Genomic DNA, 26,563 nt, shown 5'->3' with positions numbered 1-26,563 from the left:
GTTACTTGCCCTCTTCTGTAGATGCCGGGGTACTTGAGGAGTCGTTGGTGGCCGCCTGGGCCAGTTCGGCGGAGCGGGTTCCGGGGCGGTGCGCCGGAACCCAGCCTTCGGTGTTGCGCTGTGCAGCGATGCTCAGCGCAAGGGCACCGGCCGGTACGTCTTTGCGGATCACCGCGCCGGCGCCGCTGTAGGCGCCGTCCCCCACGGTGACCGGGGCAACAAAGACCGTGTTGGAGCCTGTCCGGACGCCCGAGCCGATCACCGTGCGGTGCTTCTTCTCGCCGTCGTAATTGGCCGTGATGTTGCCACAGCCGATGTTGGTGTCCTCGCCGATTTCGGCGTCCCCGGCGTACCCCAGGTGGGACAGCTTGGAGCCACGGCCAATGGTGACGTTCTTGGTCTCGTAGAAGGCGCCGATCTTGCCCTTTTCGCCCAGCACGGTGCCGGGGCGAAGGTACGTGAAGGGGCCGACGGCGGCGCGCGGGCCGATCACCGAGCCGGAACCATGCGTGCGGATCACCGTGGCGCCCTCACCGACGGTGACATCGGTCAGGGTGGTGTCGGGGCCCACGACGGCGTCCCTGGCCACCGTGGTTTCGCCGTGCAGCTGGGTGTTGGGCAGGAGCCGGACGTCCTCCTCCAGGGTGACGGAGGAGTCAATCCAGGTGGTGGACGGATCCACCACTGTCACCCCGGCGCGCATCCAGGATTCCACCGTGCGGCGGTTCAGCTCGGCGCCGAGGGCGGCAAGCTGGACGCGGTCGTTGGCGCCCTCCACCTGCCAGCGGTCGGCGGTGACCACGGCGGCAACGCGGCCGCCTGCCTCGCGGGCCAGTCCCAGCACATCGGTGAGGTATTTTTCGCCCTGGGCGTTGTCCGTGGTGACCTTTCCCAGTGCGTCGCGAAGTACTGCGGCGTCGAAGGCGTAGATCCCGGAGTTGACCTCCCGGATCAGCCGTTCGGCCTCCGAGGAATCCTTGTGTTCGCGGATGCCGGTGACGGAACCATCGTCACCGCGGAGGATGCGGCCGTAGCCGGTGGCGTCGTCCAGGACTGCCGTGAGTACGGTGACGGCGTTGCCCTGTCCCTCATGGGTGGCCACAAGTTCATTCAGCAGTTCCCCGGAAAGCAGCGGAACATCGCCGTAGGTGACCACAACGGTGCCTGCCAGGTCCTGCCCGGCATCCAGCGCCTGGAGCGCGGCTTCAACGGCGCGGCCCGTGCCCGGGATGTCGTCCTGGTCAACGATGACGGCCTGCGGATCCAGCGCGGCCACGTGGCTTTCCACGAGGTCGCGTTCGTGGCGCACCACAATGGCAAGCCTCTGGGGGGCGATGCTGCGGGCCGCACGAAGGGCGTGGCCCACCATGGACAGGCCGCCGATTTCATGCAGGATCTTGGGGGTACGCGACTTCATCCGGGTACCGGCGCCTGCTGCCAGAACGATTACAGCGGCCGGGCCGGCATTCTCGGGGATCACGTACGGGCTCTCCTTGCTTGGTTGTGCTGGCGCTTGGCGGCATCCGGCGGACCAGGCCACCGGGCACCGGGTGCCATCCTCATGATCGCGCCCCGCGCAGCAGTTCCGCCCATAGGATTCGAACCTATACTCCACGGCTCCAAAGGCCGGGGTGCTGCCGTTACACCAGAGCGGACCGTGCCCGAGGACTCAAGGCCCGGGGCACAAGTCCCTATTTTGCCACGGGTTCAGGGCCCCGCGCGACACGGGGCGTTGCGCTCCCGCCGGCCCCGCGGAATCCCGCCGCCGGCGGTGGGGCATGATGGGAAGGTGAGCAACAACCTTCCGCGGACGCGGATGACTGGCCTGCAGCGCCGAAGCCAGCTGATCGACGTCGGCCGCGGCCTTTTCGCCGTCCGCGGGCTGGACGGGACCACCATCGAGGAAATCGCCGCCTGCGCAGGAGTGTCCAAACCGGTCATCTATGAACACTTCGGTTCCAAGGAAGGCCTGTACACCGAAGTGGTGGACTGCGAGTTCCACATCCTGCTGGACGCAGTCAACGCCGCCCTCACCGAGGAAGCCAAGCCCCGCGTCCTCGTCGAACGCGCCGCCCTTGCCCTGCTCACCTACATCGAGGAACGCACCGAAGGTTTCCGGATCCTCATGCGCGACGCTCCCCCGTCCCAGCCCGAGGGCGCCTTCTCCACGCTGCTGTCCCACATCACCGCACGGGTGGAACACATCCTCTCCGACGAATTCTCCCGCCGCGGCTTCAGCGGTGAGGACGGGGCCATGTACGCCCAGATGCTGGTGGGCATGGTGGCCATGACCGGCCAATGGTGGCAGGACAGCCGCCAACCCGACAAGCACACTGTCGCCGCGCACCTGGTCAATCTCGCCTGGAACGGCCTGACCGGCCTCAAAAAGGACCCGGAACTGCAGTCTGAACCCTGAGCGCCTCAGTCGCCGAGGAGTTCTGAGGCCTCCAGCCACTCCAGTTCCAGGGCGTCCTTTTCGTCGGCCAGGTCCTTGAGCTGGCTGTTCTGTTGTGCGAGGGCGTCGAAGTCGGACTTCTCCGTGCTCTTGACCATGTCGTCGTGGAGCTTCTTTTCCTGCTGGTCGAGCTTCTTGATCTGCCGCTCGATCCTGTTGAGGGCTTTGCGGGCGTCGCGCTTTTCAGCCTCGGAAGGGCCGGAGGCACCGGCCGCGGCCGCCTGCCCGGCGCTGGTGACGGGGTTACCGCCGCCGGTCACGGTGGAACCGGCCAGGGCTCCCTCGCGCAGCTCAAGGTACTGGTCCACGCCGCCGGGCAGGCCGCGCAGCTTTCCGTCGCCGAGCAGCGCCATCTGGTGGTCGGTGACGCGCTCCAACAGGTAGCGGTCGTGGCTCACCACCACCAGGGTGCCCGGCCAGCCGTCCAGGACGTCTTCCACCGCGGCGAGGGTGTCGGTGTCGAGGTCGTTGGTGGGCTCGTCGAGCATCAGCACGTTGGGTTCGCCCACCAGCAGCCGGAGCAGCTGCAGGCGGCGCCGCTCGCCACCGGACAGGTCCTTCACCGGTGTCCACTGCTTCTGGTTGGTGAACCCGAGCTGCTCCACCAGCTGGCCGGCCGTGAACTCCTTGCCGCCCACGTTGAAGGAACGCTTTTCGCGCTCGATGACCTCGATCACGCGCAGGTCCGCGACGTCGTCGAGCTCCTTGACTTCCTGGGTGAGGACCGCGGTGACCACCGTCTTTCCCCGCTTCAGCTTGCCGGCGTCAGGCGTGATCTCGCCGTTCAGGAGTTTCAGGAGGGTGGTCTTGCCGGCGCCGTTGACGCCCACCAGGCCCAGGCGCTCCCCCGGAGCCAGGCGGAGGGTGATGTTGTCGAAGAGCTTCCGGCCGTCGTCGCCCTGGAAGTTCAGGGAGACGTTTTCCAGGTCCAGGACGTCCTTGCCCTGGCGTGCGGTGGCCATCTTGCTCAGTGCCATGGAGTCACGCGGCGCCGGGACGTCGGCGATGAGCGCGTTGGCTGCCTCGATCCGGAACTTCGGCTTGGCGGTCCGGGCAGGGGCACCACGGCGCAGCCAGGCGAGCTCCTTCTTGACCAGTTGCTGGCGCTTGCCTTCCACTACGGATGCCGTCCGGTCGCGTTCCGCGCGGGCCAGGACATAGGCGGCGTAACCGCCTTCAAAGGGGTCAACGATCCCGTCGTGGACCTCCCAGGTCTTGTTGCAGACTTCGTCGAGGAACCAGCGGTCGTGGGTGACCACCAGGAATGCACCCTGGTTGGCACGCCACCGGGTCTTCAGGTGCCGGGACAGCCACGCCACGCCCTCGACGTCGAGGTGATTGGTGGGCTCGTCCAGCATGATGACGTCGTGGTCCTCGATGAGCAGCTTGGCCAGGGCCACCCGCCGCTTCTGGCCGCCGGAGAGGGCGTGGACGTTGGCGTGCCAGTCGACGTCGGACACCAGGCCGCCCATGATCTCGCGGATCCGGGGGTTACGGGCCCATTCGTAGTCCGCCTGGTCCCCCACGATCGCGGCACCCACCGTCAGGTCGCCGTCGAGCACGTCGCTTTGGTCCAGGTATCCCACGTTGACGTCGCCGCGCTTGGTGACCCGGCCGGAGTCCGGGGTGGAACGCAGGGCCAGCAGGCGCATCAAAGTGGACTTGCCGTCACCGTTGCGGCCCACCATGCCGATCCGGTCCCCCTCCTCCAGGCCCAGGGTGATGCCGTCCAGGACGGTGCGGGTTGCGTAGGAAACTGTGAGGTTCTCGCCGCCAAGAAGGTGTGCCAAAGGGAACTGCTTTCTGCTGCCGGACTGTAAGTATTAGGACTGCAAGTATTAAAGGAGGGTGTCGGAGATGATGCGCGCGCCCGGGACCGGTCCGTGGACGGCGAGGGCTGTCAGGCCATAGCGCTGCAGATCCTCAGCGAGGGCAGCGGCCGCAACAGAATCCTCGGCCAGCAAAGCCACGGTGGGGCCGGAACCGGAAACGATTCCTGCGATGGCGCCATGTGATTCGCCCATACCCAGCGTATCGCGCAGCGCCGGGGACAATTCAATGGACGCCCTTTGCAGGTCATTGACCAACACCCGGCCCAGCGATTCGGCATCGCCGCCCCGCAGCGCCGCCAGGATCTGCGGGTCCACGCCTGTTGGTTCGTCAACGTCTATGTCCTGGGCCGCACGAAGCCGGTCCAGCGTCCCGTACACCTCGGGGGTAGACAGGCCATAGTCGGCCACCACCAGCACCCAGTGGGTCTGGGCCTTGGCGAGGGCCGGGGACAGCTCATCCCCCAGGCCCAGGCCGACGGCGGTCCCGCCCAGGAGCGAGAACGGCACGTCAGCGCCCAGTTCCGCCGCCAGGTGCGCCAGTTCTTCCCGGGACAGCCCGCTGTTCCAAAGGGCATCGCAGGCCAGGAGCGTGGCAGCGGCGTCGGCGGATCCGCCGCCCATCCCGCCGGCCACCGGAACCCGCTTGGTGATCTCCAGGTGAACACCGGTGGCGTGTTCGGAGACGTCCGCCATGATGGCGGCCGCCTTGTAGGCCAGGTTGTTGCTGTCAAGGGGGATGTCGACGGCGTCGAGGTCCAGGGTGCTTTCGGGGCTGAGGCTGATGGTGATGCCGGGGGCAGCCGTACTGGTCGCTGCCACCTCTTCGTAGAGGGACACCGCCAGGTAGACGCTGGCCACCGAGTGGTACCCGTCCGGCCGCAGCGGGCCTACCGCCAGGGACACGTTGACCTTGCCCGGCGCCTTGACGCGCACTGTCCTGGCCGCGAACCGCCCTGCCGTGCTCACGGGCGGTTCTCCCTGGCTTCGGCGATCCTGGCGAACGCGGCGATGTCAATGACCTCGCCGCGTGCAGTGGGGTCGACGCCGGCCGCCAGAAGGCAGCGCTCCGCTTCCGGTGCTCCCCCGGCCCAGCCGGCCAGGGCGGCCCGGAGCGTCTTGCGCCGCTGCGCGAACGCGGCATCCACCACGGCAAACACCTGTTCGCGGGTGGCAGTGGTGGCCGGCGGCTCGCGGCGGGTGAAGGCCACAAGACCGGAGTGGATTTTTGGGGCCGGCCAAAAGACGTTCATGCCGATCACGCCGGCCTTGCGCATCTGGCTGTACCAGGCGGCTTTGACGGACGGCACACCGTAGGTCTTGGATCCCGGTCCGGCCGCCAGGCGGTCTGCCACCTCATCCTGCACCATCACCAGGCCGTGCCGGAGGCTGGGGAAATGCTGCAGGAGATGCAGCACCACGGGAACTGCCACGTTGTACGGCAGGTTGGCCACGAGCGCCGTGGGTTCCACTGGCAGTTCGGTGACCTTCATGGCATCGGCGTGCACCAGGTGGAACGCGTTGGCGGCGGCCGGCCGCCATTCCTGTACGGTTTCGGGAAGCTTTGCCGCAAGGACAGGATCGATTTCGACGGCGACGACGGCCGCTGCCGCGTCAAGCAGTCCAAGCGTCAGGGACCCCAGCCCCGGACCTACCTCAAGCACCGTTTCATCCGGCCCCACGCCCGCCGCGGCGACAATCCGGCGGATGGTGTTGCCGTCAATGACAAAGTTCTGGCCCAGGGTTTTGGTGGGCCTGACCCCGATTTCCTCTGCCATCCGGCGTATGTCGGAGGCACCGAACAGCGGTGCGGGAACGGCGGGGATCGGTTCAGTCACCTAGGTATCCTATCCCGCGCGGCTCGCTGGCCCTGCCGGGTTAACGCCAGTGGCCGGCCCCGGAGTACCGGGGCCGGCCACTGGCGTTTCCTGCGCGTTTACGTCCGACGGATCAGCTGCTTGCTGCCCAGCCGCAGCCCCAGGGCGACAGGCCGCGCTGCGCGTAGACGCGGTTGGCGATGTCGATCTGCTGCGCCTTGGTGGCCAGGCTGGCGTTCGGGGCATAGGCGCCGCCGCCGGCTCCGATCCAGGTGCGGATGTCGAACTGAAGGCCGCCGTAGTAGCCGTTGCCGCTGTTGATGCTCCAGTTGCCGGTGGATTCGCACTGGGCGATCTTGTCCCACATGGCCTCGTTCATCATGGCGGGTGCAGCCGCGCCGGTGTTGGCGGCTGCCGCTGCCGGAGCCGGTGCGGCCTGGACCGCCGGCTTGGCTTTGGTGCCCACAGTGACCTTCTCGGTGACGGGCTGGACTGCCACGTTCTCCGAAACCAGCGTGCGGGAAGCCTCCCGGCCGTCCACGAGCACCAGCTTGAAGGTGCGCTCAATCTTTCCGGCGGCTCCGGCCTGGGTCACTTCCTTCTCACCCTTGAGCATGTCCGCGCTTTCGGCGGTGACGGTCTCGAAGGGCACGTCCTCGCTGGTGACTGCGGTCTGGCCGGTGTCCACCCTGGAAACCTTGATCACCATGTTGTTCACCACGTTGGCGTTGGCCGGCTGTGAGGTGCGGTCGTTGGCGCCGAGGGTCACGCCGGAGTCCTCAAGGACCTTCCCGACCGTGGGGGCGGTGGTGGTGGCGGTGTTCACCTTGCCGTCGGCCACGATGCTGACGGTCTTGGGCGTGGAGATGGAGACGTAGGAGCCGGCCAGCGAAAGGGCGGCATCCTTCGGTGCCGATACGGACGAGGCACTGGCCACGCCGAGTTCAGTCACCAGGTCTTCGACGTCCTGCGCGGTGGTGTTCACCGTTTTTTCGGCCCCATCCAGGCTGACCTTGACTTCCTTGGCCTGGTTGATGTTGATGACGGTGCCGTTCTGGACGGTGGCGTCGAGGCCGGGGGAAACGCGGTCGCTGGGCTTCAGGTCCACGTTGGCGCTCTTGACCACCTGTGCCACTGTTCCACCAAAGGACTGCACGGACGACGCTTTGCCGTCCACGTTGAGCGTGATTGTTTTGTTATTGCCCACGAAGGCCACGAGGCCTGCGACCAGGCCGCAGAGCACCAGGAGCTGGGCGCCAACCTTAATAAAGCTGAACTTGCCGTCCGATGTGAAGAACTTGATCACGATTGCCCGTAACTCTCGGTCCATCCGGGCACGGGGAACGCGCAGTAAAATGCCCGGAGCAACCTCACAAAAGAGAGTCCGGGCACCCATGCGCCGCCACACTCCGCGCAGCGGCGTGGCCTGATATTGGACAGGCCGGGCCGGCTGCAAATGGAGTGAAATTACCCGTTGGCCTTCCCCGACCCCGGCTAATAGTTTTCAACTGTAACCGTAGCGTTATAAACGAGCCAACATTTTTGCATACCAGGTATGCGATCCTTGACCGCTTATTGTGTCCGGATCACGTCCAGGATCCGTATGCCCGCACGGTATTTTCGCTGATGGCGGTGCAGAGGTACGCGAGGTCGGAGCCTGTCAATTCTGCCATGGCCCGGACCGTGTACGGGACCATGTAGCTCGCGTTGGGGCGCCCCCTGTGGGGGTGCGGCGTCAGGAAGGGAGCGTCCGTTTCCACCATAACGAGCTGCCGGTCCGCTGCGGCGAGCGCGGCGCGGAGGTTTGCGGCATTCTTGAACGTCAGCGTGCCGGCAAAAGACATCCACCAGCCCTGGTCGTTGCATGTCCGGGCCAGGTCCTCGTCACCGGAGAAGCAGTGGAACACCACCCGTTCCGGTGCACCTTCTTCCCGGAGCACCCGCACCACGTCGTTGTGCGCATCCCGATCATGGATCTGCAGGGTGAGGTCCAGGCGTTTGGCGATGTCGATGTGGCGCCGGAACGAGTACTCCTGGTGGCGCAGCCCCTCACCTTCCGTGCGGTAGAAGTCCAGCCCGGTTTCGCCGATGGCCCGGATGCGGGGGTGCGCGGCCAGCCGTTCGATCTCGGCAAGGGCCGCCTCCAGTTCACCCGCGGCAGCGTAGTGCGGAGCGTCATTGGGATGCAGTGCCACGGCTCCCAGGAGCCGTTCGTCCTGGGCTACTGCCTCCACTGTGAACCGGGAGGACGCCAGGTCGCAGCCCACCTGAACCGCACCCTGCACGCCCACGGCCGCTGCCGCATCGAGCGCAGCCTTGATCCCCACGGGCGCTTTTCCTTCCGGGAAGTCCAGGTGGGTGTGGTTGTCCATGACCGGGACCGGCAGGGGCTCCGGCGCGGGCGGGAAATCCTTCCGGCGCGCGTCCTCCGGATCCGGTGTCCCATTTGCGGCAGGCACCCGGTAGGCGGCGGGAATCGTCGAATTGCACATCCAATCAGCCTATCGGCCGGAGGATGCCCCATATTTGCCGGAACTCTCTGTCAGGCACGGCAGTTGTGTTAGTAGTCTGGAACGAACACACGCGCACGCCCACCGAGGGGCGAAGGCAGGCTTGCTGTCACGTCCAGGTGAAACCCGGGCTGAAAGGTTGCCGATGGAACCCCACCGACGCACTGCCAACAATGGAAGCGCACCAAACCTCAACCTGGCCGGCGTCGCCGATTCCGTCAGCCACCTGAACGGGCACCGGGCGCCGGCCATGGATTCCGGCGCCTTCCATGCGGCGGCGCAGCGGATCCTCACCACCGTCAATACCGTTATTGACGGCAAGTCCGATGCCGCCAAGCTGGCGCTGACTGTCCTTCTCGCGCAGGGCCACCTGCTGGTGGAGGACGTGCCCGGCGTCGGAAAAACCCTTCTGGCAAAAACCCTCGCACGGACCATTGACTGCACCGTCAACCGCATCCAGTTCACCCCGGACCTGCTGCCCTCCGACGTGACGGGGGTGTCCATCTACAACCAGGCTTCAAGGCTCTTCGAATTCCGGCCCGGCGCAGTCTTCGCAAACATCGTCATCGGCGACGAAATCAACCGCGCATCCGCCAAGACCCAGTCCGCCCTCCTGGAATGCATGGAGGAGCACCAGGTCACGGTGGATGGCACCTCCTACAAGCTCGATGAGCCCTTCATGGTGGTGGCCACCCAGAACCCCATCGAAATGGAGGGGACGTATCCGTTGCCGGAGGCACAGCGGGACCGCTTCATGGCCCGGATTTCCATGGGCTACCCGGACAAGGATGCCGAGATCGAGATGCTTGAGACCCACCAGGCGGTCTCGCCACTGGCCAACGTCTCCCCCGTGGTCACCGCCTCCGATGTCGCGGCCATGATTGCCACCGTCCAGCAGGTCTTCGTTTCCGATGCGGTGAAGGAATACACGGTGTCAATAGGCAGGGCCACCAGGGAAAGCCCGCTGCTGCGGCTGGGTGCGAGTCCCCGGTCCATGCTGCAGCTGCTGCGCGCCGCCAAGGCCACGGCGGCCCTGGACGGGCGTGATTTTGTCCTTCCGGACGACGTTGGTGATGTGGCCGAGGCCGTCCTGGCACACCGGATCATTCTCGATCGGAAGGCTGCCGGCGCGGGTGAGACCCCGCACAGCGTCCTGCGCGGCATACTTTCCCGGCTGCCCGTGCCGCAGGCGGCGCCCGGGCAGCCCAACCGGGCCGCGGCCGCCGCCGGCAGCAGGAACCGCTAGGCGCGAACCATGGCCCTCCTGGACAAGCTTCCGCGGCACCTGTTCACCAGGCGCGGATGGGGCATGCTTGCGGCCGGTGCCTTTACGCTGGCCGCGGCCCAGGTCATGGGGCGCCGGGATCTCCTGACCTTGGCCCTGCTGCTGCTGGTACTTCCACTCGTCTCCCTTGCCGGCGTCAGGCTGGTCAAACCCCGGTTCCGGGTATACCGCGAATTCAGCCCCTCTCCGGTGGAAACTTCGGCGCCGGCGGCGGTGTACCTTGCCGTGGCCAGGACTGGCCCGGGCAGCGGGCGGGTGGTCATGGAGGAGCGGCTGCCGGCGCAGTTCGGCCAGGCACCGGCCTTCCGGTTCCCCTCCCGTTCCGCCACAGGCGGCACGAGCCGCTACGAATACCACCTCACGTCCAGGTACCGCGGCCAGTTTCGGATTGGGCCGGTTACGGCCGAGTTCACCGACCCCTTCGGTCTCTCGCTGCACCGGCAGGCAATTGACGACGGCGACGTCCTCACCGTGACGCCCGCCGCCGTCGTCCTGCCTGCCACCGGGCTGGCCGGAGCGCGGGGCAACGACGGCGTCACCGCCACCCGCGTCCGGGCAAACCCCAGCGATGACGATGTGATGACCCGCGAATACCGCCATGGAGACCCGATGCGGCGGGTCCATTGGGCCGCGACGGCCAGGCACGGGGCCCTGATGGTCCGGCAGGAGGAATCGGTCACCACACCGGAAGCGACCATAATCCTGGACCACCGTTCGGGCGCGTTTGCAGGCGGCCCGGGCATATCCATGCCGGGCCTGCCAGGCCACGATGGGCATGTGCCGGCCACCAGTGACACCTTCGAATGGTCAGTTGTTGCCGCCATGTCCGTGAGCGCACACCTGGCTGAACGCAATTACGGCCTTCGGCTGCTCGATACCGGCGGCGACCCCGCATTTCTTCACTCGCCGTCCTCCCCGGAACCGGCGGTGGAGGAGTACAGCGGCGCATCCGGCCTGCAGTCGATTGCCGAGAGCCTGGCTGCAATCCATCTCTCCGGGACGCTCCACCCGCGGCGGGACGGCATACTCCTGGACCTGGCCGGCAGGAACGCGGAGCGCCGGGGTGCTGGTGCGGCGCGGCCGGCGGCAGGTGGCGACCAGGGGCGGCCGGCGTTCGATGACCATTTGATGGACAAGTTGTCCGCGCACCGGATGCGCGGGCCCCTGATTGCAGTGCTGGGGAGGATCACCACGGAGGAGGCGGCAGCCCTGGCCACGGCTGCCGCGTACGGCACCAATGCGTTCGCTCTCCTGGCGGTGGAACGGCCCGCGGAGTTCGAGGATGTCCTTGAAGTGCTGCGGCAGGGCGGCTGGCGGGCGATGGCTGCGGCACCAAGGACCGGCCTTTCTGCCGCCTGGGGCCAGTTCGACCAGGAGTCCTCCCTGCCGGCGGCGCCGGCATTGGAAGTCCGCCGGGGAGCGGGGGTGGCCAAATGACCATCGCACCTGCCCGGCCAACGGGTGCCGGTCATCAGGCGCAGAACAGCCCGGGAATGCCGGCGGGCCGCACCGGACGGGGCGCCTACCCCTGGGCCATGGCGGCGGCCATCACGGTGGCGGTGGGCGGTGCGGCCCTGTCCCTGAACGGTGTCCTCCGCGGCTGGAACTGGTACTGGCCGGCCATGACCACTGTGCTGGTAGTGGGCTTCACACTGGCCGCGCTCCGTTCCGTCCGCGCCCAGCCCCTGCTGGTGACCGCCGGAGGATTCGTGGCGCTGGGCGGCGTCCTGACCATGACGTTTTTCCGCAGTTCCAGTTTCCTTTGGGTGATCCCCACCGGCGCCACCCTGCCTGATCTGGACCGGTTGATCCAGCGGGCCAGCGAGACCGTGCTGGCAGAGACTGCTCCAGTGGCGCCCAACGCAGGAATTGTCATGGTGGTATGCGCCGTGCTCGGCCTGGCGGTCATACTGGTCGATGCCCTCGCGGTGCCCCTTGGCATGCCGGCCGCCTCCGGCACCGGACTGCTGGCACTGTTGGTGGTCCCGGCCATGATCAAACCGCAGAGCGTAGGGGTGTGGAGTTTCGTGGCCACCGCCGCGGGATACCTGCTGATCCTCGCCTGCAGCCAGTGGTTTGCCCCGGACGGCAGGGTGCAGGGCGGCTCCGCGCGCAGCCCGGGCCTGCTGCGGCGCGCCGCGCTGACCGGCGCCGTGGCCCTGGCAGCCACGCTGGTGCTGCCCCTGGCGATTCCCGGCTTTGACCGCGGCACTTTCCCCCAGGGTTCGCGGCTTAATCCGTGGGGTGCCTCCACCGGCCTCAATCCGATGATCGCCCTGGGCAACAGCCTGCGCACGCCTGACGGGAGCGGCAGGATCACCTACGCGACGAATTCACCCGCACCCCTCTACCTGCGCTCGGTGACAGTGGACAACTTCGACGGCGACTCCTGGGGTCCGGACGACCGAACCGGTTCCCGGGTGCCGCTGGATGGCCGGATCGACCCCGGCTATCCGGTCCTGACCGACGAGCAGGTGCGCCTGGTCACCGCCGTCGATGCCGGTTCCTTCACCAGCCCCTACCTGCCGGTCCCCTACGCGCCGGAAACCGTCCGCGGACTTGGCGGCCAGTGGACCTGGGATCCGGCCACGCTGAGCATCAAGGGCACCGATACCACCACACGGCGGCAGGAATACCTGGTCACGTCCGCAGTGCCGAAGCTCTCGGCGGCGCTGCTGGCCCAGTCCTCGGGTCCGGCGCGGGGCATCTCCGATGTTTTCACCAGGATCCCCGGCAACGTGCCGGACATCGTCAAAACCACTGCACGGACCGTGGCCGGAGCCGCGGGGACGCCGTACCAGAAGGCCATGGCCATCCAGAAGTACCTGCGCTCGTCGGAGTTCACATATTCGCTGCAGTCACCGGTGCAGGGCGGCTACGACGGCAACGGCCTCTCCGTCCTGGCTGACTTCCTGCAGCAGAAGAGCGGCTACTGCATCCACTACGCCTCCGCGATGGCTGTGATGGCCAGGCTGGAAGGCATTCCAAGCAGGATCGCCGTGGGCTATGCCCCCGGCAGGCTGACCGGGGCCACAGTTACGGTGGCCGGCCAGGGAGCCCTCCCGGAATACGAGGCGGATGCGCGCGACGCCCACGCCTGGCCGGAACTGTACTTCCAGGGCCTGGGCTGGGTGCCCTTCGAGCCGACGCCTTCCCGGGGGGTGGTCCCCGACTACGCCACCGAGACGTCAGCACCATCCGTGGCGGAGTCCCTGGGGAACAACGACGGCCTCATTCCCGATACCGCTCCGCTACCCTCACCTTCCCCCAGCGCGACTGCCCCGGCTCTCCCCGGCGCCGGCGGCAGCAGCACCGGCGATGGAGCCCAGCTGATGCCCTGGCTCCTTGGGACGGCTGGAGCGGTGGGCCTGGTACTCCTGGCGGCCGCGCCGCACCTGGTCCGCGCAGGCACCCGGTCACGGCGGCTGCGCCCGAAGCGCCCGGACCAGGCCGTCCCGCTGGCCTGGAGCGAGTTCAGGGACCTGGGCACCGATTACGGGCTGCCTGCCGGCGACAGCGAGACCCCGAGGACCTACGCGGCGCGGTTCCGCGCTGAACTGCTGGGTGAGCCCGGCGGCATGGACCAGGAGGCGCACGAAGCAGTGGCGTCCCTTACCTCGGCCTTCGAGCACTACAGGTACGGCCGCCCGAACGGTGGAGGTTCCACAGGCGCCGGCCTCCGTCCCCACAGTGTCCAGGGCAACGCGGCGGTCCAGGACATTGCAGCTGCCAAGGACGTTGCTGACGGGATTGCCGCCGTGGAAGCGTCCCTCCGGGCCAACGCCACCTTGCCGCGCCGGTGGACTGCTGCCTGGCTCCCGCCGTCGGTCACCCGGCGCCTGGGCCTGCTGCTCAGAGCGCCGTTCAGCGCGGCCGGAAGGGCCGTCCGCCAAACGGCACACGCCGGCGCACGCTTCCGTCACGGGCGTGTCAGGCCGGCGCGGGCCGACGACGGCGGCAGGGCCGGCGAGGGCTGAACACACATGTGCCGGCCGGCAAAGTTCCCGGCCGGCACATGTGGTTAGCGGACCGCCGGGGCTAGCCTGCGTAGGGGTCGGCGATGCCGATGTACTGGGTGTAGAGGTACTCCTCGATGCCTTCCAGGCCGCCCTCGCGGCCCAGGCCCGACTGCTTCACCCCGCCGAACGGTGCGGCGGCGTTGGAGATGACTCCCGCGTTCAGGCCGAGCATGCCGGTTTCCAGGCGCTCACCCATCCGGATTCCGCGGTTGATGTCCTTGGTGAAGACGTAGGCCACCAGGCCGTATTCGGTGTTGTTGGCCAGGCGGACAGCCTCGTCCTCGCTGCTGAAGGTGATGATCGGGGCAACGGGGCCGAAGATTTCCTCGGACAGGATGCGGGTTCCCTCGGAGACGCCGGACAGGATGGTGGGCTGGTAGAAGTAGCCCGGACCTTCCACCGGTCCGCCGCCCAGGACTGCCTTGGCGCCGCTGGCGACGGCGTCGGACACCAGCTCGTGGACCTTGTCCCGGCTCTTGGCGTCGATCAGGGGGCCCACCTTGGACTCGGGCTCGGTGCCCCGGGCCGTGGTCATCTCCTTCATCTTCGCGGCGAACTTCTCCGCAAATTCGCCGGCAACCGACTCATGGACGATGAACCGGTTGGCAGCGGTGCAGGCCTCCCCCATGTTCCGAAGCTTTGCGGCCATGGCGCCGGTGACGGCGGCGTCCAGGTCGGCGTCTTCGAAGACCAGGAACGGGGCATTGCCGCCCAGCTCCATGGAGGTCCGCAGCACGTTTTCGGAGGCATCGGCCAGCAGGCGGCGTCCCACCTCGGTGGAGCCGGTGAAGGACAGCTTGCGGAGGCGGGAATCCTTGACCAGGGGTCCCGTGGTGGCACCCGCGGTGGAGGTGGGGATAACGTTGAGGACACCGGCCGGCAGGCCTGCCTCCTGCATGACGGCGGCGAACAGCTGGGACGTCAGGGGCGTGAGGTTTGCCGACTTCAGCACCATGGTGCAGCCCGCCGCGACAGCCGGGGCGATCTTGCGGGTGGCCATGGCCAGCGGGAAGTTCCACGGGGTGATCAGCAGGCAGGGACCCACCGGCTTCTTGGTCACCAGGAGACGGGACTTGCCGTCCGGTGAAACGGAGTAGCGTCCAAAGGCGCGTACTGCTTCTTCGGAGAACCAGCGCAGGAACTCCGCGCCGTACGTCACCTCGCCGCGGGCTTCGGCCAGCGGCTTGCCCATTTCCAGGGTCATCAGGAGGGCGAAGTCTTCTGCCCGTTCCGTCACCAGGTCGAAGGCCCGGCGGAGGATTTCCCCGCGTTCGCGGGGCGGTACCTTCGCCCAGGATTCCTGGGCTGCCGCGGCAGCGTCCAGGGCCGCCGCACCATCTTCGGGACCGGCGTCGGCAATGCTCAGCAGCACCTTCCCGGTGGCGGGATCCTCGACGTCGAACGTCTTGCCGGAGGCGGCGTCGCGCCACTCACCGTTGATGAGCAGCCCGGTGGGAACGGAGGCCAAAAGCCGGGTTTCGCGCTCGGCGGTAACGGCCGGCTGTGCAGTGACAGTCACGATGACTCCCTCGTCGGTAGGGTTGTGGCAGCCCGTCGCCACGGCCGGAGTGACCGGGATCATGGGGCTGATTAACAGCCAGACTACTGCGGGGCACCCGCATGGTCTACGCCGCTGCGCACTGCGGAATCACCACCGCGCTGTGCAGCTGCACAGTGCAGCTGCCGTGGCAGCGGGAGCGGCTGGCGCGCTTGCTACCGCGCGGCCAGGACCGCCGAGTACAGCTCCCGCTTGCTGACCCTGACGTCTTCGGCGACGGCGGCCACGGCCTCCTTCAGCCGGATGCCCTGGGCCACCAGCTCATTCACTGCCGCCACGTGGTCCTCGGGGGTTCCGGCTGCCTGTTCCGGTGCGCCGCCCAGCACCACGGCGATCTCGCCACGGACCTCATTGTCCTCAGCCCACTGGAGGAGTTCGCCAACGGTTCCGCGGATGACTTCCTCGTACGTCTTGGTCAGTTCCCGGCACACGGCGATGGGACGGTCCGGGCCGAACCTTTCCCGCAGCGCCCGCAGCATCGCTTCAAGCCGGTGCGGCGCTTCGAAGAACACCATGGTGCGCCGCTCCCCGGCAAGGTCTGCCAGGCGGGAGGCCCTCTCCCCGGCTTTTCGGGGCAGGAATCCTTCGAAGCAGAACCGGTCAGTGGGCAGTCCGGACAACGCCAGTGCCGTGAGGACTGCGGACGGCCCGGGGACAGCGGTAACGGGAAGTCCCGCCGCGATGGCCCCCTCCACCAACCGGAAACCAGGGTCCGATACCGCAGGCATCCCGGCGTCGGTCACCATGAGGAGCGTGCTGCCTGCGCGCACCTGGTCAAGGAGCTCGGCCGTCCTGGTGGCCTCGTTGTGCTCGTGGTAGCTGATCACGCGGCCCGCAACGGCAACACCCAGGCTTTGGACCAGGCGGTGGAGGCGCCGGGTGTCCTCGGCCGCTACGATGTCCGCCGTGCCCAGCAGTTCCACCAGCCGGGCGGAGGCATCACCGGTGTTTCCGATGGGGGTGGCGGCCAGGACGATCCGTCCCGCTGTCGAAGGGCCGGGCTCGGGAAGGGGGCTGGGGTTCTGGTCCACCCACCAAGCCTACTGCTGCCGGGTCTTCCAGCCGCAAAAGGTAGCATGGGGCTCGTGACGCAGACCTCGACGCGGCCCGCCGGGGCCGGGAAACCCCGCCCGGCGGCATCTCCCATTGGTAAAGGCGCCACTGCGGCGGAGCCCGGCGGAACGGCCGCCCGCCCCTGGATCAGCCGGCCGGATGAAGCGTTCACCGTCGAGGGCCTCCGGGCGAGGCTTATCGGTACCGGCCCATCCTGGTGGGACTATCCGCCGTCGCTGCGGCTTTGGTTCATCCTGGTCCCTGTGCTCACAGCGGTGGCCGGCGGCCTCCTCCGGTTCATCCGCCTCGAAGTGCCCCACAAGCTGGTGTTCGACGAGACGTACTACGTCAAAGACGCGTATTCATACCTGGTCAGCGGCTACGAACGCAGCTGGCCGGACAAAGCCAACGATTCCTTCAACGCCGGGAATCCGGACCTCCTGTTGAACACTCCCGAATACGTGGTGCACCCCCCGGTGGGTAAATGGATGATTGCCGCCGGCATGTGGCTGTTCGGGCCGGAGAATCCCTTTGGCTGGCGCTTCGCGGCAGCCCTTACAGGCACCCTCACCGTGCTGCTGGTCTCCCTGATCGCCCTGAAACTGTTCCGCTCGCTTCCGCTGGCGGGCGCCGCAGGGCTGCTCCTCGCCGTCGACGGCCACCACCTGGTGATGTCGCGGACGTCGCTGCTGGACGTCTTCCTCACCTTCTGGGTCCTTGCCGCCTTCGGGGCCCTGCTGATGGACCGCGCGGACGGGCGCCGCCGACTGGCCATCCGGCTGGCACGGGCCGCCGCCGCGAACGGCGGGCAGCCCACGGCCGGCGTGCTGCTGTCCGGACCTTGGCTGGGCGTGCGCTGGTGGCGGGTTGCCGCAGGGGTCTCCATGGGCCTGGCAGTGGGAACAAAATGGTCCGGCTTGTTCTTCCTGGCCGGGTTTGGCCTCCTGACCGTTCTGTGGGACCTCAACGCCAGGCGGGTGGCGGGTGTCCGCGGCTGGATCAGCGGCGGAGTGATCCGGGACGGGATCCCCGCGTTCCTTGGCATGGTCCCTGTGGCAGGGATTGTCTACTCGGCCACGTGGACAGGCTGGTTCCTGTCGGACAACGCCTACTTCCGCCACTGGGCGGAAAGCAACCCGTCGGCAGAATGGGGATGGCTCCCCGACTCCGTCCGTTCCCTTGTCCACTACCACCTGGAAGCGTACAAGTTCCATCAGGGCCTGAGCTCCGAGCACCCCTACCAGGCCAGCGCCTGGAGCTGGCTGGTGATGGGACGGCCCACGTCGTTCTTCTATGAATCCCCGCCCCAGGGAACCCCTGGCTGTGACGTGGAGAAGTGCACCTCCGCCATCCTGTCGGTCGGAAACCCCCTGATCTGGTGGGCGGCCGCCATTTCGCTGGTGGTCCTGCTGTTCTGGTGGGTGGGACGCCGGGACTGGCGCGCCGGGGCCGTGCTGGCCGGCGTGGGCGCAGGTTACCTGCCGTGGTTCATGTACCCGGAGCGGACCATGTTCTACTTCTACGCGGTGTCCTTTGAACCGTTCCTGATCCTGGCCCTGGTGTACTGCCTGGGTCTGGTGCTGGGAAGGTCCTCGGACCCGCCGTGGCGCCGCCGCTCCGGACTCTACCTGGTGGCCCTGTTCCTTGCCGCGGCAGTGCTGCTGTCGGCGTTCTTCTACCCAATCTGGACCGCCGAAGTAATCCCCTACGTCGACTGGAAGGTCCGGATGTGGATGCCATCCTGGATCTAGGGCAGGATGGCAACAAAGACCTGAAGGAGCCGCTGCCGCGGCGTGGCAGCGGAAACGGAGACCTGCTGTGAGAGAAGCGAGCACGGAACTGCTGGTTGAGCTTGACCCCAACAGCAACGTGACTGACCTGTTGCTTGAGCAGCATGCCGCCAACCCGACCCGCGCCCTGTACCGGCGGAGGGGCCCCAACGGCTGGGTGGATGTTCCCGTGCAGAAGTTCCTCCAGGACGTCAGCGCCCTGGCCAAGGGACTGATCGCGGGGGGCCTGGAACCCGGCGACACCGTGGCCGTGATGTCCCGCACGTCCTATGAGTGGACGCTGGTGGATTTTGCCATCTGGTTCGCAGGCGGCGTCACGGTGCCCATTTACGAAACGTCCTCCGCCAGCCAGGTGCAGTGGATCATCCAGGACGCCGGCGTCCGCCGCGTTTTTGCGGGCGATCGCGCCACCGTTCAACTGGTCAATGGTGTGGTGGCAGGTTCTGCCGAACTTAGCGACCGCCTGGTCAACGTGGTGCGGATGGATTACGACGCCGAGGCCCCGGATCTTGCCAGCCTCGCCGCTGCGGGCATGGGAGTCAGCGATGCCGAACTGGAGCGGCAGCGCAGCCGGGCCGGGCTGGCCGACCTCGCCTCGCTGGTGTACACCTCGGGCACGACAGGCAAGCCCAAGGGGTGCGAGATCACGCACGGGAACTTTGCCCTTGTTGCCAGGAACATCGTTGCGTTCCTGCCGGAAATCCTGCAGCAGGACCAGGCCCGCACCCTGATGTTCCTGCCGTTGGCCCACGTACTGGCCCGTGCCGTCCAGGTGGTATGCCTGGCCGCCGGGGCAACCGTGGGCCACACTCCGGGCGCGGCCCAGCTGCTCGAGGACCTCGGGACGTTCCGGCCCACCTTCCTGCTGGTGGTGCCGCGCATCTTCGAAAAGGTCCGGGCAACGGCAGCGCACAAAGCCGCCGTGGCAGGCAAGGGCAGGCTGTTCGGCGCCGCCGCTGCTGCGGCCATCGAGTACTCCCGGGAACAGGACCGCCAGAACCGGGGCGACGGCCCGGGCCCAGGGCTGCTCAGCCGGGTCCGGCATGCCGTGTATGACCGGCTGGTTTACCCGCGGCTGCGCCAGGCGCTGGGCGGGGAGTTGGGCTACACCGTTTCCGGCGCCAGTCCGCTGGCTTCCGAGGACGCGCACTTCTTCCGTGGCGTGGGCATTCCCGTCCTTGAGGGGTACGGGCTGACCGAGACCACGGCTCCCTGCACCGCCAACACCCCGTCCCGCACCAAGGTGGGAACGGTAGGGATACCTATTCCGGGCACCACCATCCGCGTGGCCGGGGACGGCGAAATCCTGGTCAAGGGAATCGGCGTTTTCAAGGGCTACCACGCCAACCCGGCAGCGGACGCCGAAGCGTTCGTGGACGGCTTCTTCCGCACCGGAGACCTGGGCGAGCTGGACAAGGACGGCTTCCTCACCGTCACGGGCCGGAAGAAGGACCTGCTGGTCACGGCCGGCGGCAAGAATGTTGCCCCCGGGCCACTGGAAGAGAAGATCCGCGCCCATCAGCTGGTGGGCCATGCCGTGGTGGTGGGCGACGGAAAGCCCTTCGTCTCAGCCCTGCTCACCCTGGACCCGGAAGGGGTCGCCAACTGGCGGGCTGAGCGCGGCCTGCCTCCGCTCCCCCTCCGTGAAGCCGCCGGCGACCCCCACGTCCTGGCCGCCCTTCAGGAAGCGGTGGACCTGGCCAACCAGATGGTGTCCAAGGCCGAATCGGTTCGTACTTTCAGGCTCCTGGACGCCGATTTCAGCGTGGAGTCCGGACACCTGACGCCTTCCCTGAAACTGAAGCGGTCCGCCGTCGTCAAGGAGTTCCAGGCGGAGATCGCCAAAATCTACGGCTGATCCACCTTTTCCTGGCCTGCCTTTTCCTGGTCTGCTTGTGCCTGCTTGGGCTTCGCCGGGACACCGCGGCGGCGGCGGGTGGGCCAGGTGAGCACCAGCGTCACGATGGATGCCAGGAGCACCATGCCGGCGATGGCGATGCCGGCGTCGATCCAGAACTGGCTGGGGAACAACCTGATCAGGGTGTCGTCCAGGCTGAAGGTCCAGGACCCGTCGGCGAAGAAGACCCGGTGGAATTCGGTGAAGAACTGCTGCCAGCCCAGGGCCGCCAGGGTGCCGAGTCCCAGGATCAGGACCACCGTGATGATGGAGCCGGCGAAGAGGCCGCGCCGGATCCCGCCGGTGCTGCGCTTGCGCAGATACACGATGGCGATCAGTGCCAGAAGGAGCAGCAGCGCGCCGGCGCCGAAGGTGGAAAGGATGACGGCCTTGACGTCCGCCATGTGGCTGACTTCGCCGTCCTTGAAGAGTTTTTCGCCGCCGCGCTGCACCAAATCGCCCAGGTACCTTGGGCCGGCCCAGTTGCTGAGGTAGTCCACGGCATAGGATCCGTAGGTCATCCTGTCGTCGGTGCTGAAGCCATACCCGTCGCCGGGGAAACCGGGACGGTTGTACTCCACCCAGAGGAAAAGCGGGCTGGTCACGGCGCGAACGGCCAGGACCAGGAGGATCACCGGGTAAATGATGGCCAGCAGCACCTGCATGACACGCGGCGCCACGGGCTTGGCATTGGCGGCGCTTTCGCGTTCGGCATTGCGGCGCTCCACTTCCTCCTCGGGGGGACGGACGTGCAGCGCAGAGGTGGGGAGGGGTTCCTTGAAGACCGGCGAGCCGGAGCCGGCACCTTGCTCAGCCGCGGAAGGGGCAGCAGCCGGGGAGCCGACGGCGGGACGTACCGCAGCCGATGAGCCGGCGTGGTTTCCGGGGGCGGAGGATTCGACGGCGGCCTCCGCTGCTCTGCGGTGGGCGCGGCTTTCGGGCTGGGCGGCTTCGCCCCCTTCCGCGGGTTCATGCCGGACAGGCTTATCCCCAGCGGCCTCTCCCCCGCCGGGCTTGTCGCCACCGGGCTCTCCCCCGCCGGGCTTGTCACCACCGGCCTTATCCTCATTAGTGGGCGTCAGCCAGGAGAACGCGGGCTCGTCGGAATCCCCGGACGGATCCAGGAAAGGTTCCGGCTGCGGCGCAGCGCTTTTGGCGCGGGCCGGTGTTTCGTCATTCACAGCAGCGTCACTTCCGTTGGGTTCCGCGCCGGTTCCAGTCCGCCGGCGCCATTGATTCTGCTGACGAGCCTACCGTCCGGGACTTCCGCTGGGCGAGGAACCACCCCGGCAGGATTACAACGATTCAGGCAGCGATTTCCGTGTATCCGGCATCTTCCCTGCGGAGGTCCCCGCGTTCCCCTGCGAGGAGCGCCCGCCTGCCCCATACCAGGACGTAAATCCAGTAGGCCGCGAGAACGGCCGCGCCGAAGCCGATCCTGGCCCAGGCCGGCAGCGGGCTGGGCGTGACGAAGCCTTCCACCAGGCCCGAAACGAAAAGCACCGCAACAAGCCCCAGTGCCACCGTAATCAGTGACCGTCCTTCCTCTGCCACCGCCCGGCCCCGGGTCCGCGGCCCGGGCGAGACCATAGCCCAGAAGATCCGTAGTCCTGCGGCGGAGGCAACGAAGACGGCGGTCAGCTCCATCAGTCCATGCGGCAGGATATAGCTGTAAAAGACATCGGATTTGCCGGCCGACGCGAAGATTCCGGCGGCAACACCCACGCCTTGGGCATTGCTGAACAGGATCATGGGCACCCAGACCCCGGTGATCCCCAGGGCCACCGCCTGCGCACTGATCCAGGCGTTGTTGGTCCATACAGCGCCGGCAAAGGACGCTGCAGGGTTCTCCGAGTAGTAGTTGATGAAGTCCTCATTCACGTACTGGGCGGCCGCGGTCTCGGAGGCCACGGCCCTGAGCGCCTCGGGCGACGTCCCGATCCACGCCGCGTAGGCAGCGGCGATGAGGACGAAAGCTGTTCCGCACGCCACGGTAAGCCAGGTCAGCCGGTACAGCGCCGCCGGGAGGGCCACCACGAAGAACCTGGCCAGGTCAGCCATGGCGTTGGAGCGTGCGCCGGTAAAGCGCGTCCTGGCCTGGGCCAGCGTGGCTGAGAGGGACGCGGACAGCCCGCTTTCCGGGGCCACGGAACGGACCAGCGACAGGTGGCCGGACGTGGACTGGTAGAGCGTCAGCAATTCGTCAGCCTCGGCGCCGGTGAGCCTGCCTTTGCCGGCAAGCTCCTGCAGCCGCGCCCACTTGTCCGCATTGACGGCGGCAAAGGCATCCATGTCCACGGCTACAGCCTAGCGCCAGCATTAGACTTTGACCGTCCGCACCATTGGATCGTCCGCATCATCAGCTGCGAAGGGCAGGGGCGCAGTGTGAGCCAGATAATCACCGGCGAGGCAGTAGTACTCGAGCTTCGACCCGCGAGCTTCGCCGCCCGGGCCCTGGGCCTGGTCATCGACGTCGTCTTCCACGTGGCCCTGCTCGTCCTGACGATGCTCGGCCTGTTGGCCGCCGGCGCTGACCTGGACGGGGCAGCCGCGCGGGCCCTTGGCCTGGCCGCCGTCGTATTCTGCCTGGTGGTGGTGCCGGTGGCGGTGGAAACCCTGAGCCGGGGCCGGTCGCTGGGCAAACTGACCACGGGCCTGCGGGTGGTGCGTGAGGACGGCGGCGCCATTCGCTTCCGGCACGCCGTGATCCGTGGACTGACCGGATTCCTCGAGATCTACCTGACGTTCGGAGGGCTTGCCCTGGCGGTGGCGCTCTTCAACGATAAATCCCGGCGGCTCGGCGACCTGCTCGCCGGCACATACGCTGTGCGCAGCAGGGTCCCTGCGGAAGCCGCCGTCAGGGTTTTCGTGCCGCCCCACCTGCAGCCCTGGGCGGCCGCGGCGGACATTGGGCGCATCCCTGACGCCACGGCGCGCAGGGCCGCCCAATTCATCCGCCAGGCAGCGAAGATGGCTCCGCTTTCCAGGTCAGGCATGGCGCAGGCGATTGCCGCGGAACTCTCCGCCCATGTGGCCCCGGCCCCACCGCCGGGGACCAGTCCCGATGACTACCTGGCCGCGGTCGTAGCCGAACGCCGAAACAGGGAGTTCACCAGGTTGTCCCAATCACGCCGCCGGAACACGGAGACGGGGCAACGGCTGCAGCGCCTGCCGTTCCGGGACTGACTCAGTTGTCGTACTCGCTCCACGGGATATTCCAGTCGCCGTACCCGTCCGTGTTCGCCGCATAGTCACCCTCGGTGTTGATGATCTGGACCACGTCACCGGTCCCCATGTGGTCAAACACCCAGGCCGCTCCGTCCGGCAGGAACCCGATGCAGCCGTGGGAAACGTTGGCGTTTCCGATGTACGGATAGGCGGACTCGAGTGCCTGGTGAATGTAGGCACCGCTCAGTGTGAGGCGGATGGTGTACTCGACGTCGGCCTCACCGTAGTAGGCGGGATCGTCCGGCTTCAGGCCGATGCTTGCCGCCCTGAAGTGGTCGAACCGGTTCTTCTCCATCAGTACGGCGTACCCCTTGGCGGAAGGGAAGCGCTTGTCCCCCATGCTGACCGGCAGGGTCTTCACGGGCTGGTCGTTGATGCTCAGGGTGAACGTGTGGGCTGTGGCGTCGGCGATGGCAACCTTCTTGTCCCCGATGGAGACGTTCACCTTCTTGTTGAAGTTGGCAATCTGGCCGTTCCCAAGGTCAACGCCGAAGAGCTGCATGTCCATGGTGATGGTGGAGTTCGCTGCCCAGAAGTTCTCGGGGCGGTACCGGACCATGGTGTCGCTGTACCAGTGGAACGCCCCGGCCTGACCCGCAGTGGTGGTGATCTTGATGGCCTTTTCCACGGCGGCACGGTTGGTCACCGGCTCGCTGAAGATGATCTGCAGGGGCTGGCCCACGCCGACCTTCATGCCGTTCAGCGGGTAGATGGCGGCGTCGGCCTCGTGTGAACTCGTCACGGTGTTGAAGGACTGGGTGGTGCTGGTCTCGCGCCCTGCGGAGTCCTTGACCACGTAGGTATAGCTGTATTCGGTGTTGAACTCCAGGGGCGCGCTTGCGGACCAGGACGTCCCGGCGGTGTCGATGCTGCCGTCGATGGTCTTCCCGGCGGTGCTGGCAAGGGTGACGCGCTGGATGGTTCCGTTGGCCACTTTCAGGGAAACCGGTGCGGCCGGGTTCACCTGCTTGGCACCGTTGGCGGGGGCAGCATCCAGCTTTACCGGCGGCACAACGGGGGACGCGATGCCCGGCGATGTCCGCAGCGCGGAGCCTGCTTCCGATTCAAGGGGTCCGCCCGCAAGGCCCGGAGCGACCGCGGCGAAAACCCCGCCCACGGCAGCCAGGACACAGACGGCAGCCACGGCAAGGATTTTCTTGGCGGTCCCCCGGCGGCGGGGCTTTACATCAGGCTCCATGTTTTTGATCCTACGTGCAGAAAATAACGGCCCGGGCGCTTGGCAGCGCCCGGGCCCTTACGTCTCAGTAACGATAGTGCTCCGGCTTGTAGGGACCGGCGACGTCGATATCCAGGTATTCCGCCTGGTCCTTGCTCAGTTCGGTGAGCTCAACGCCCAGGGCGTCCAGGTGCAGGCGTGCCACCTTCTCATCCAGGACCTTGGGCAGGACATAGACCTTGTTCCCGTACTCGTGCTGGTCCCGCTTGGTCCACAGCTCGATCTGCGCAATGGTCTGGTTGGCGAACGAGTTGCTCATGACGAAGGAAGGGTGGCCCGTGGCGTTGCCCAGGTTGAGCAGCCGGCCCTCTGACAGGACGATGATGGACCGCTCCGTGGCGCTGCCTTCATCAAGGACCCACTCGTGGACCTGCGGCTTGATCTCTACCTTCTTGACGCCGGGGATGCGGGCCAGGCCGGCAATGTCGATCTCGTTGTCGAAGTGGCCGATGTTGCCAACGATCGCCTTGTTCTTCATGCCGGCCATGTGGTCGGCCATGATGACGTCCTTGTTGCCGGTGGTGGTGATGAAGATGTCACCCTGGGCCAGGACTGATTCCAGCTTGGCCACCTGGTAGCCGTCCATGGCCGCCTGGAGGGCGCAGATGGGGTCGATCTCGGTGACGATGACGCGCGAGCCCTGGCCACGCAGCGCTTCCGCGGCGCCCTTGCCCACGTCACCATAGCCGCAGACGACGGCGACCTTGCCGCCCATGAGGACGTCCGTGGCCCGGTTGATGCCGTCGGGCAGGGAGTGGCGGATGCCGTACTTGTTGTCGAACTTGCTCTTGGTCACGGAGTCATTGACGTTGATGGCGGGGAAGAGCAGCTTGCCCTGGTCTGCCAGCTGGTACAGGCGGTGGACGCCGGTGGTGGTTTCCTCGCTGACGCCCTTGATCGTGGCTGCCGTCCGGGTCCACTTCTGCGGGTCTGCGGCGAGCGAGCGTCGCAGCACGTCGAGGAAGATGCCGTATTCCTCGGAATCCTCGGGGTCGGCGGAGGGAACGTTGCCCACGGCCTCGAATTCGACACCCTTGTGCACCAGCATGGTGGCGTCGCCGCCGTCGTCCAGGATCATGTTTGGACCAAGCTCGGGGTTGGACTCGGCGCCCGGCCAGGTGAGGATCTGTTCGGCGGTCCACCAGTATTCCTCAAGGGTCTCGCCCTTCCAGGCGAACACCGGCACACCCTGCGGGTCCTCAACGGTGCCCTTGCCCACCACCACGGCCGCGGCGGCTTCGTCCTGGGTGGAGAAGATGTTGCAGGAGGCCCAGCGGACCTCAGCGCCCAGCGCCGTGAGGGTCTCGATCAGCACGGCAGTCTGCACCGTCATGTGCAGGGAACCAGCGATCCGGGCGCCCTTAAGCGGCTGGGCCGCCCCGAACTCCTCACGGAGGGACATCAGGCCGGGCATCTCGTGCTCTGCAAGGCGGATCTGGTGACGGCCGGCTTCCGCCAGGGAAATGTCGGCAACTTTGTAGTCAAAAGTCATGGGTGGTCCTTTGCTTGGTCCGGGTCCTGTTCCAGTCCCCGTTCTGCTGTTGTGCGAGCGAATGCAGGTAAATCCGGTGCAGGTGTATTAGTGCCCTGCCGCAGCGGGGTCATGCTGGTCAGAACCTGCCGAGGCTGCCGCAGCCAGCAGTTCCGGCGGCAACAGCAGAGGGATCCCATCCTCGATGGCGTACCTGTTCCTGACGCCGGTATCTCCGGCGGCCGTGGCCACCAGTTCCTCCCCCTCCTGGACCAGGGGCGAGCCTGTCACGGGGCAACGCAGGACGGACAACAGCTCGGGACTGATCTTTGGCATTTGTTCATGCTCCCTGGCGGGCGCGCTCGCGCCGGTAGCGGAAAGATGTGCAGCCTCCAGCCTACCGCCAGATGGGGC

20 protein-coding genes and 1 tRNA gene are annotated in these 26,563 nt (G+C 67.1%); 7 read left to right on the top strand and 14 right to left on the bottom strand.

The annotated features are described in order from the left end of the window. Window position 1: 1 nt before the first annotated feature. Both glmU and ACTAQI_RS01605 read right to left on the bottom strand, forming a co-directional pair. Window positions 2-1,480, bottom strand: coding sequence for a bifunctional UDP-N-acetylglucosamine diphosphorylase/glucosamine-1-phosphate N-acetyltransferase GlmU (gene glmU / locus ACTAQI_RS01610; protein ID WP_457949107.1), 1,479 nt, complete (start codon window positions 1,478-1,480; stop codon window positions 2-4). Window positions 1,481-1,583: 103 nt separating this feature from the next. After that, a tRNA-Gln gene (locus ACTAQI_RS01605) sits at window positions 1,584-1,655 on the bottom strand. Window positions 1,656-1,789: 134 nt separating this feature from the next. On the opposite strand from ACTAQI_RS01605, the gene ACTAQI_RS01600 reads away from it, so the two are divergent. Further along, window positions 1,790-2,416 carry a TetR/AcrR family transcriptional regulator gene (locus ACTAQI_RS01600; RefSeq protein WP_457949105.1) on the top strand — a complete coding sequence of 209 codons (627 nt, stop codon included), beginning with the start codon at window positions 1,790-1,792 and terminating at the stop codon, window positions 2,414-2,416. Window positions 2,417-2,421: 5 nt separating this feature from the next. Here ACTAQI_RS01600 and ACTAQI_RS01595 read toward each other — a convergent pair whose 3' ends face one another. From ACTAQI_RS01595 to ACTAQI_RS01575, 5 genes are all read right to left on the bottom strand, one after another. Then, window positions 2,422-4,245 carry an ABC-F family ATP-binding cassette domain-containing protein gene (locus ACTAQI_RS01595; protein WP_457949103.1) on the bottom strand — a complete coding sequence of 608 codons (1,824 nt, stop codon included), beginning with the start codon at window positions 4,243-4,245 and terminating at the stop codon, window positions 2,422-2,424. A 48-nt stretch (window positions 4,246-4,293) separates the two neighbouring features. Next, window positions 4,294-5,253, bottom strand: coding sequence for a 4-(cytidine 5'-diphospho)-2-C-methyl-D-erythritol kinase (locus tag ACTAQI_RS01590; RefSeq protein WP_457949101.1), 960 nt, complete (start codon window positions 5,251-5,253; stop codon window positions 4,294-4,296). Next, window positions 5,250-6,122, bottom strand: a complete 873-nt coding sequence (gene rsmA, locus ACTAQI_RS01585; RefSeq protein WP_457949099.1) for a 16S rRNA (adenine(1518)-N(6)/adenine(1519)-N(6))-dimethyltransferase RsmA — start codon at window positions 6,120-6,122, stop codon at window positions 5,250-5,252. The genes ACTAQI_RS01590 and rsmA overlap by 4 nt, the downstream gene beginning before the upstream one ends. A 112-nt stretch (window positions 6,123-6,234) precedes the next feature. Then, entirely contained in the window at window positions 6,235-7,431 is a 1,197-nt protein-coding gene (locus ACTAQI_RS01580; protein ID WP_457949098.1) for a ubiquitin-like domain-containing protein, read from the bottom strand. Between the two features lie 256 nt (window positions 7,432-7,687). Beyond that, a complete protein-coding gene (locus ACTAQI_RS01575; RefSeq protein WP_457949096.1) occupies window positions 7,688-8,593 on the bottom strand; it encodes a TatD family hydrolase in 906 nt (301 codons plus the stop codon). A 163-nt stretch (window positions 8,594-8,756) separates the two neighbouring features. On the opposite strand from ACTAQI_RS01575, the gene ACTAQI_RS01570 reads away from it, so the two are divergent. Genes ACTAQI_RS01570 through ACTAQI_RS01560 form a run of 3 tightly spaced genes read left to right on the top strand, consistent with a single transcriptional unit; the run spans window position 8,757 to window position 13,873 of the window. Then, window positions 8,757-9,857: an AAA family ATPase gene (locus ACTAQI_RS01570; RefSeq protein WP_457949094.1), complete on the top strand. Its 1,101-nt coding sequence runs from the start codon at window positions 8,757-8,759 to the stop codon at window positions 9,855-9,857. A gap of 9 nt (window positions 9,858-9,866) precedes the next feature. Beyond that, entirely contained in the window at window positions 9,867-11,333 is a 1,467-nt protein-coding gene (locus ACTAQI_RS01565; protein WP_457949092.1) for a DUF58 domain-containing protein, read from the top strand. Beyond that, window positions 11,330-13,873: a transglutaminase family protein gene (locus ACTAQI_RS01560; RefSeq protein ID WP_457949090.1), complete on the top strand. Its 2,544-nt coding sequence runs from the start codon at window positions 11,330-11,332 to the stop codon at window positions 13,871-13,873. Before ACTAQI_RS01565 ends, ACTAQI_RS01560 begins: the two co-directional genes overlap by 4 nt. Before the next feature lie 61 nt (window positions 13,874-13,934). Here ACTAQI_RS01560 and ACTAQI_RS01555 read toward each other — a convergent pair whose 3' ends face one another. Together ACTAQI_RS01555 and rsmI are read right to left on the bottom strand one after the other, a co-directional pair. Continuing rightward, window positions 13,935-15,434 (bottom strand): NAD-dependent succinate-semialdehyde dehydrogenase, encoded by a 1,500-nt coding sequence (locus ACTAQI_RS01555; protein ID WP_457949089.1) that lies wholly within the window; start codon window positions 15,432-15,434, stop codon window positions 13,935-13,937. A gap of 194 nt (window positions 15,435-15,628) precedes the next feature. After that, entirely contained in the window at window positions 15,629-16,504 is an 876-nt protein-coding gene (rsmI, locus tag ACTAQI_RS01550; RefSeq protein WP_457949087.1) for a 16S rRNA (cytidine(1402)-2'-O)-methyltransferase, read from the bottom strand. Between the two features lie 45 nt (window positions 16,505-16,549). Here rsmI and ACTAQI_RS01545 point away from each other — a divergent pair, with 45 nt between their 5' ends. Further along, on the top strand, window positions 16,550-18,277 hold the full coding sequence (locus ACTAQI_RS01545) for a dolichyl-phosphate-mannose--protein mannosyltransferase (RefSeq protein WP_457949085.1): 1,728 nt from the start codon (window positions 16,550-16,552) through the stop codon (window positions 18,275-18,277). A gap of 67 nt (window positions 18,278-18,344) precedes the next feature. Continuing rightward, window positions 18,345-20,174 carry an AMP-dependent synthetase/ligase gene (locus tag ACTAQI_RS01540; RefSeq protein WP_457949083.1) on the top strand — a complete coding sequence of 610 codons (1,830 nt, stop codon included), beginning with the start codon at window positions 18,345-18,347 and terminating at the stop codon, window positions 20,172-20,174. Here ACTAQI_RS01540 and ACTAQI_RS01535 read toward each other — a convergent pair. Together ACTAQI_RS01535 and ACTAQI_RS01530 are read right to left on the bottom strand one after the other, a co-directional pair. Continuing rightward, window positions 20,165-21,394, bottom strand: a complete 1,230-nt coding sequence (locus ACTAQI_RS01535; RefSeq protein WP_457949081.1) for a TIGR01906 family membrane protein — start codon at window positions 21,392-21,394, stop codon at window positions 20,165-20,167. The genes ACTAQI_RS01540 and ACTAQI_RS01535 overlap by 10 nt on opposite strands. A 124-nt stretch (window positions 21,395-21,518) precedes the next feature. After that, window positions 21,519-22,511 carry a stage II sporulation protein M gene (locus ACTAQI_RS01530; protein ID WP_457949080.1) on the bottom strand — a complete coding sequence of 331 codons (993 nt, stop codon included), beginning with the start codon at window positions 22,509-22,511 and terminating at the stop codon, window positions 21,519-21,521. An 87-nt stretch (window positions 22,512-22,598) separates the two neighbouring features. Between ACTAQI_RS01530 and ACTAQI_RS01525 the strand changes: the two genes are divergently transcribed. After that, window positions 22,599-23,399, top strand: a complete 801-nt coding sequence (locus ACTAQI_RS01525) for an RDD family protein (protein WP_457949078.1) — start codon at window positions 22,599-22,601, stop codon at window positions 23,397-23,399. A 1-nt stretch (window position 23,400) separates the two neighbouring features. On the opposite strand, the gene ACTAQI_RS01520 is transcribed toward ACTAQI_RS01525, so the two are convergent. The 3 genes from ACTAQI_RS01520 to ACTAQI_RS01510 form a co-directional block, all read right to left on the bottom strand. Continuing rightward, window positions 23,401-24,639 carry a L,D-transpeptidase gene (locus ACTAQI_RS01520; protein WP_457949077.1) on the bottom strand — a complete coding sequence of 413 codons (1,239 nt, stop codon included), beginning with the start codon at window positions 24,637-24,639 and terminating at the stop codon, window positions 23,401-23,403. Between the two features lie 64 nt (window positions 24,640-24,703). Then, window positions 24,704-26,170, bottom strand: coding sequence for an adenosylhomocysteinase (ahcY, locus tag ACTAQI_RS01515; RefSeq protein WP_457949075.1), 1,467 nt, complete (start codon window positions 26,168-26,170; stop codon window positions 24,704-24,706). A gap of 87 nt (window positions 26,171-26,257) precedes the next feature. Continuing rightward, window positions 26,258-26,485, bottom strand: coding sequence for a Trm112 family protein (locus ACTAQI_RS01510; protein WP_159632512.1), 228 nt, complete (start codon window positions 26,483-26,485; stop codon window positions 26,258-26,260). Between the last annotated feature and the right edge of the window lie 78 nt (window positions 26,486-26,563).

It is taken from the genome of Pseudarthrobacter sp. alpha12b (assembly GCF_054130495.1).
The sequence above is the reverse complement of the archived record's forward strand: the minus strand, read 5'-3'. Positions and strand labels throughout refer to the sequence as shown.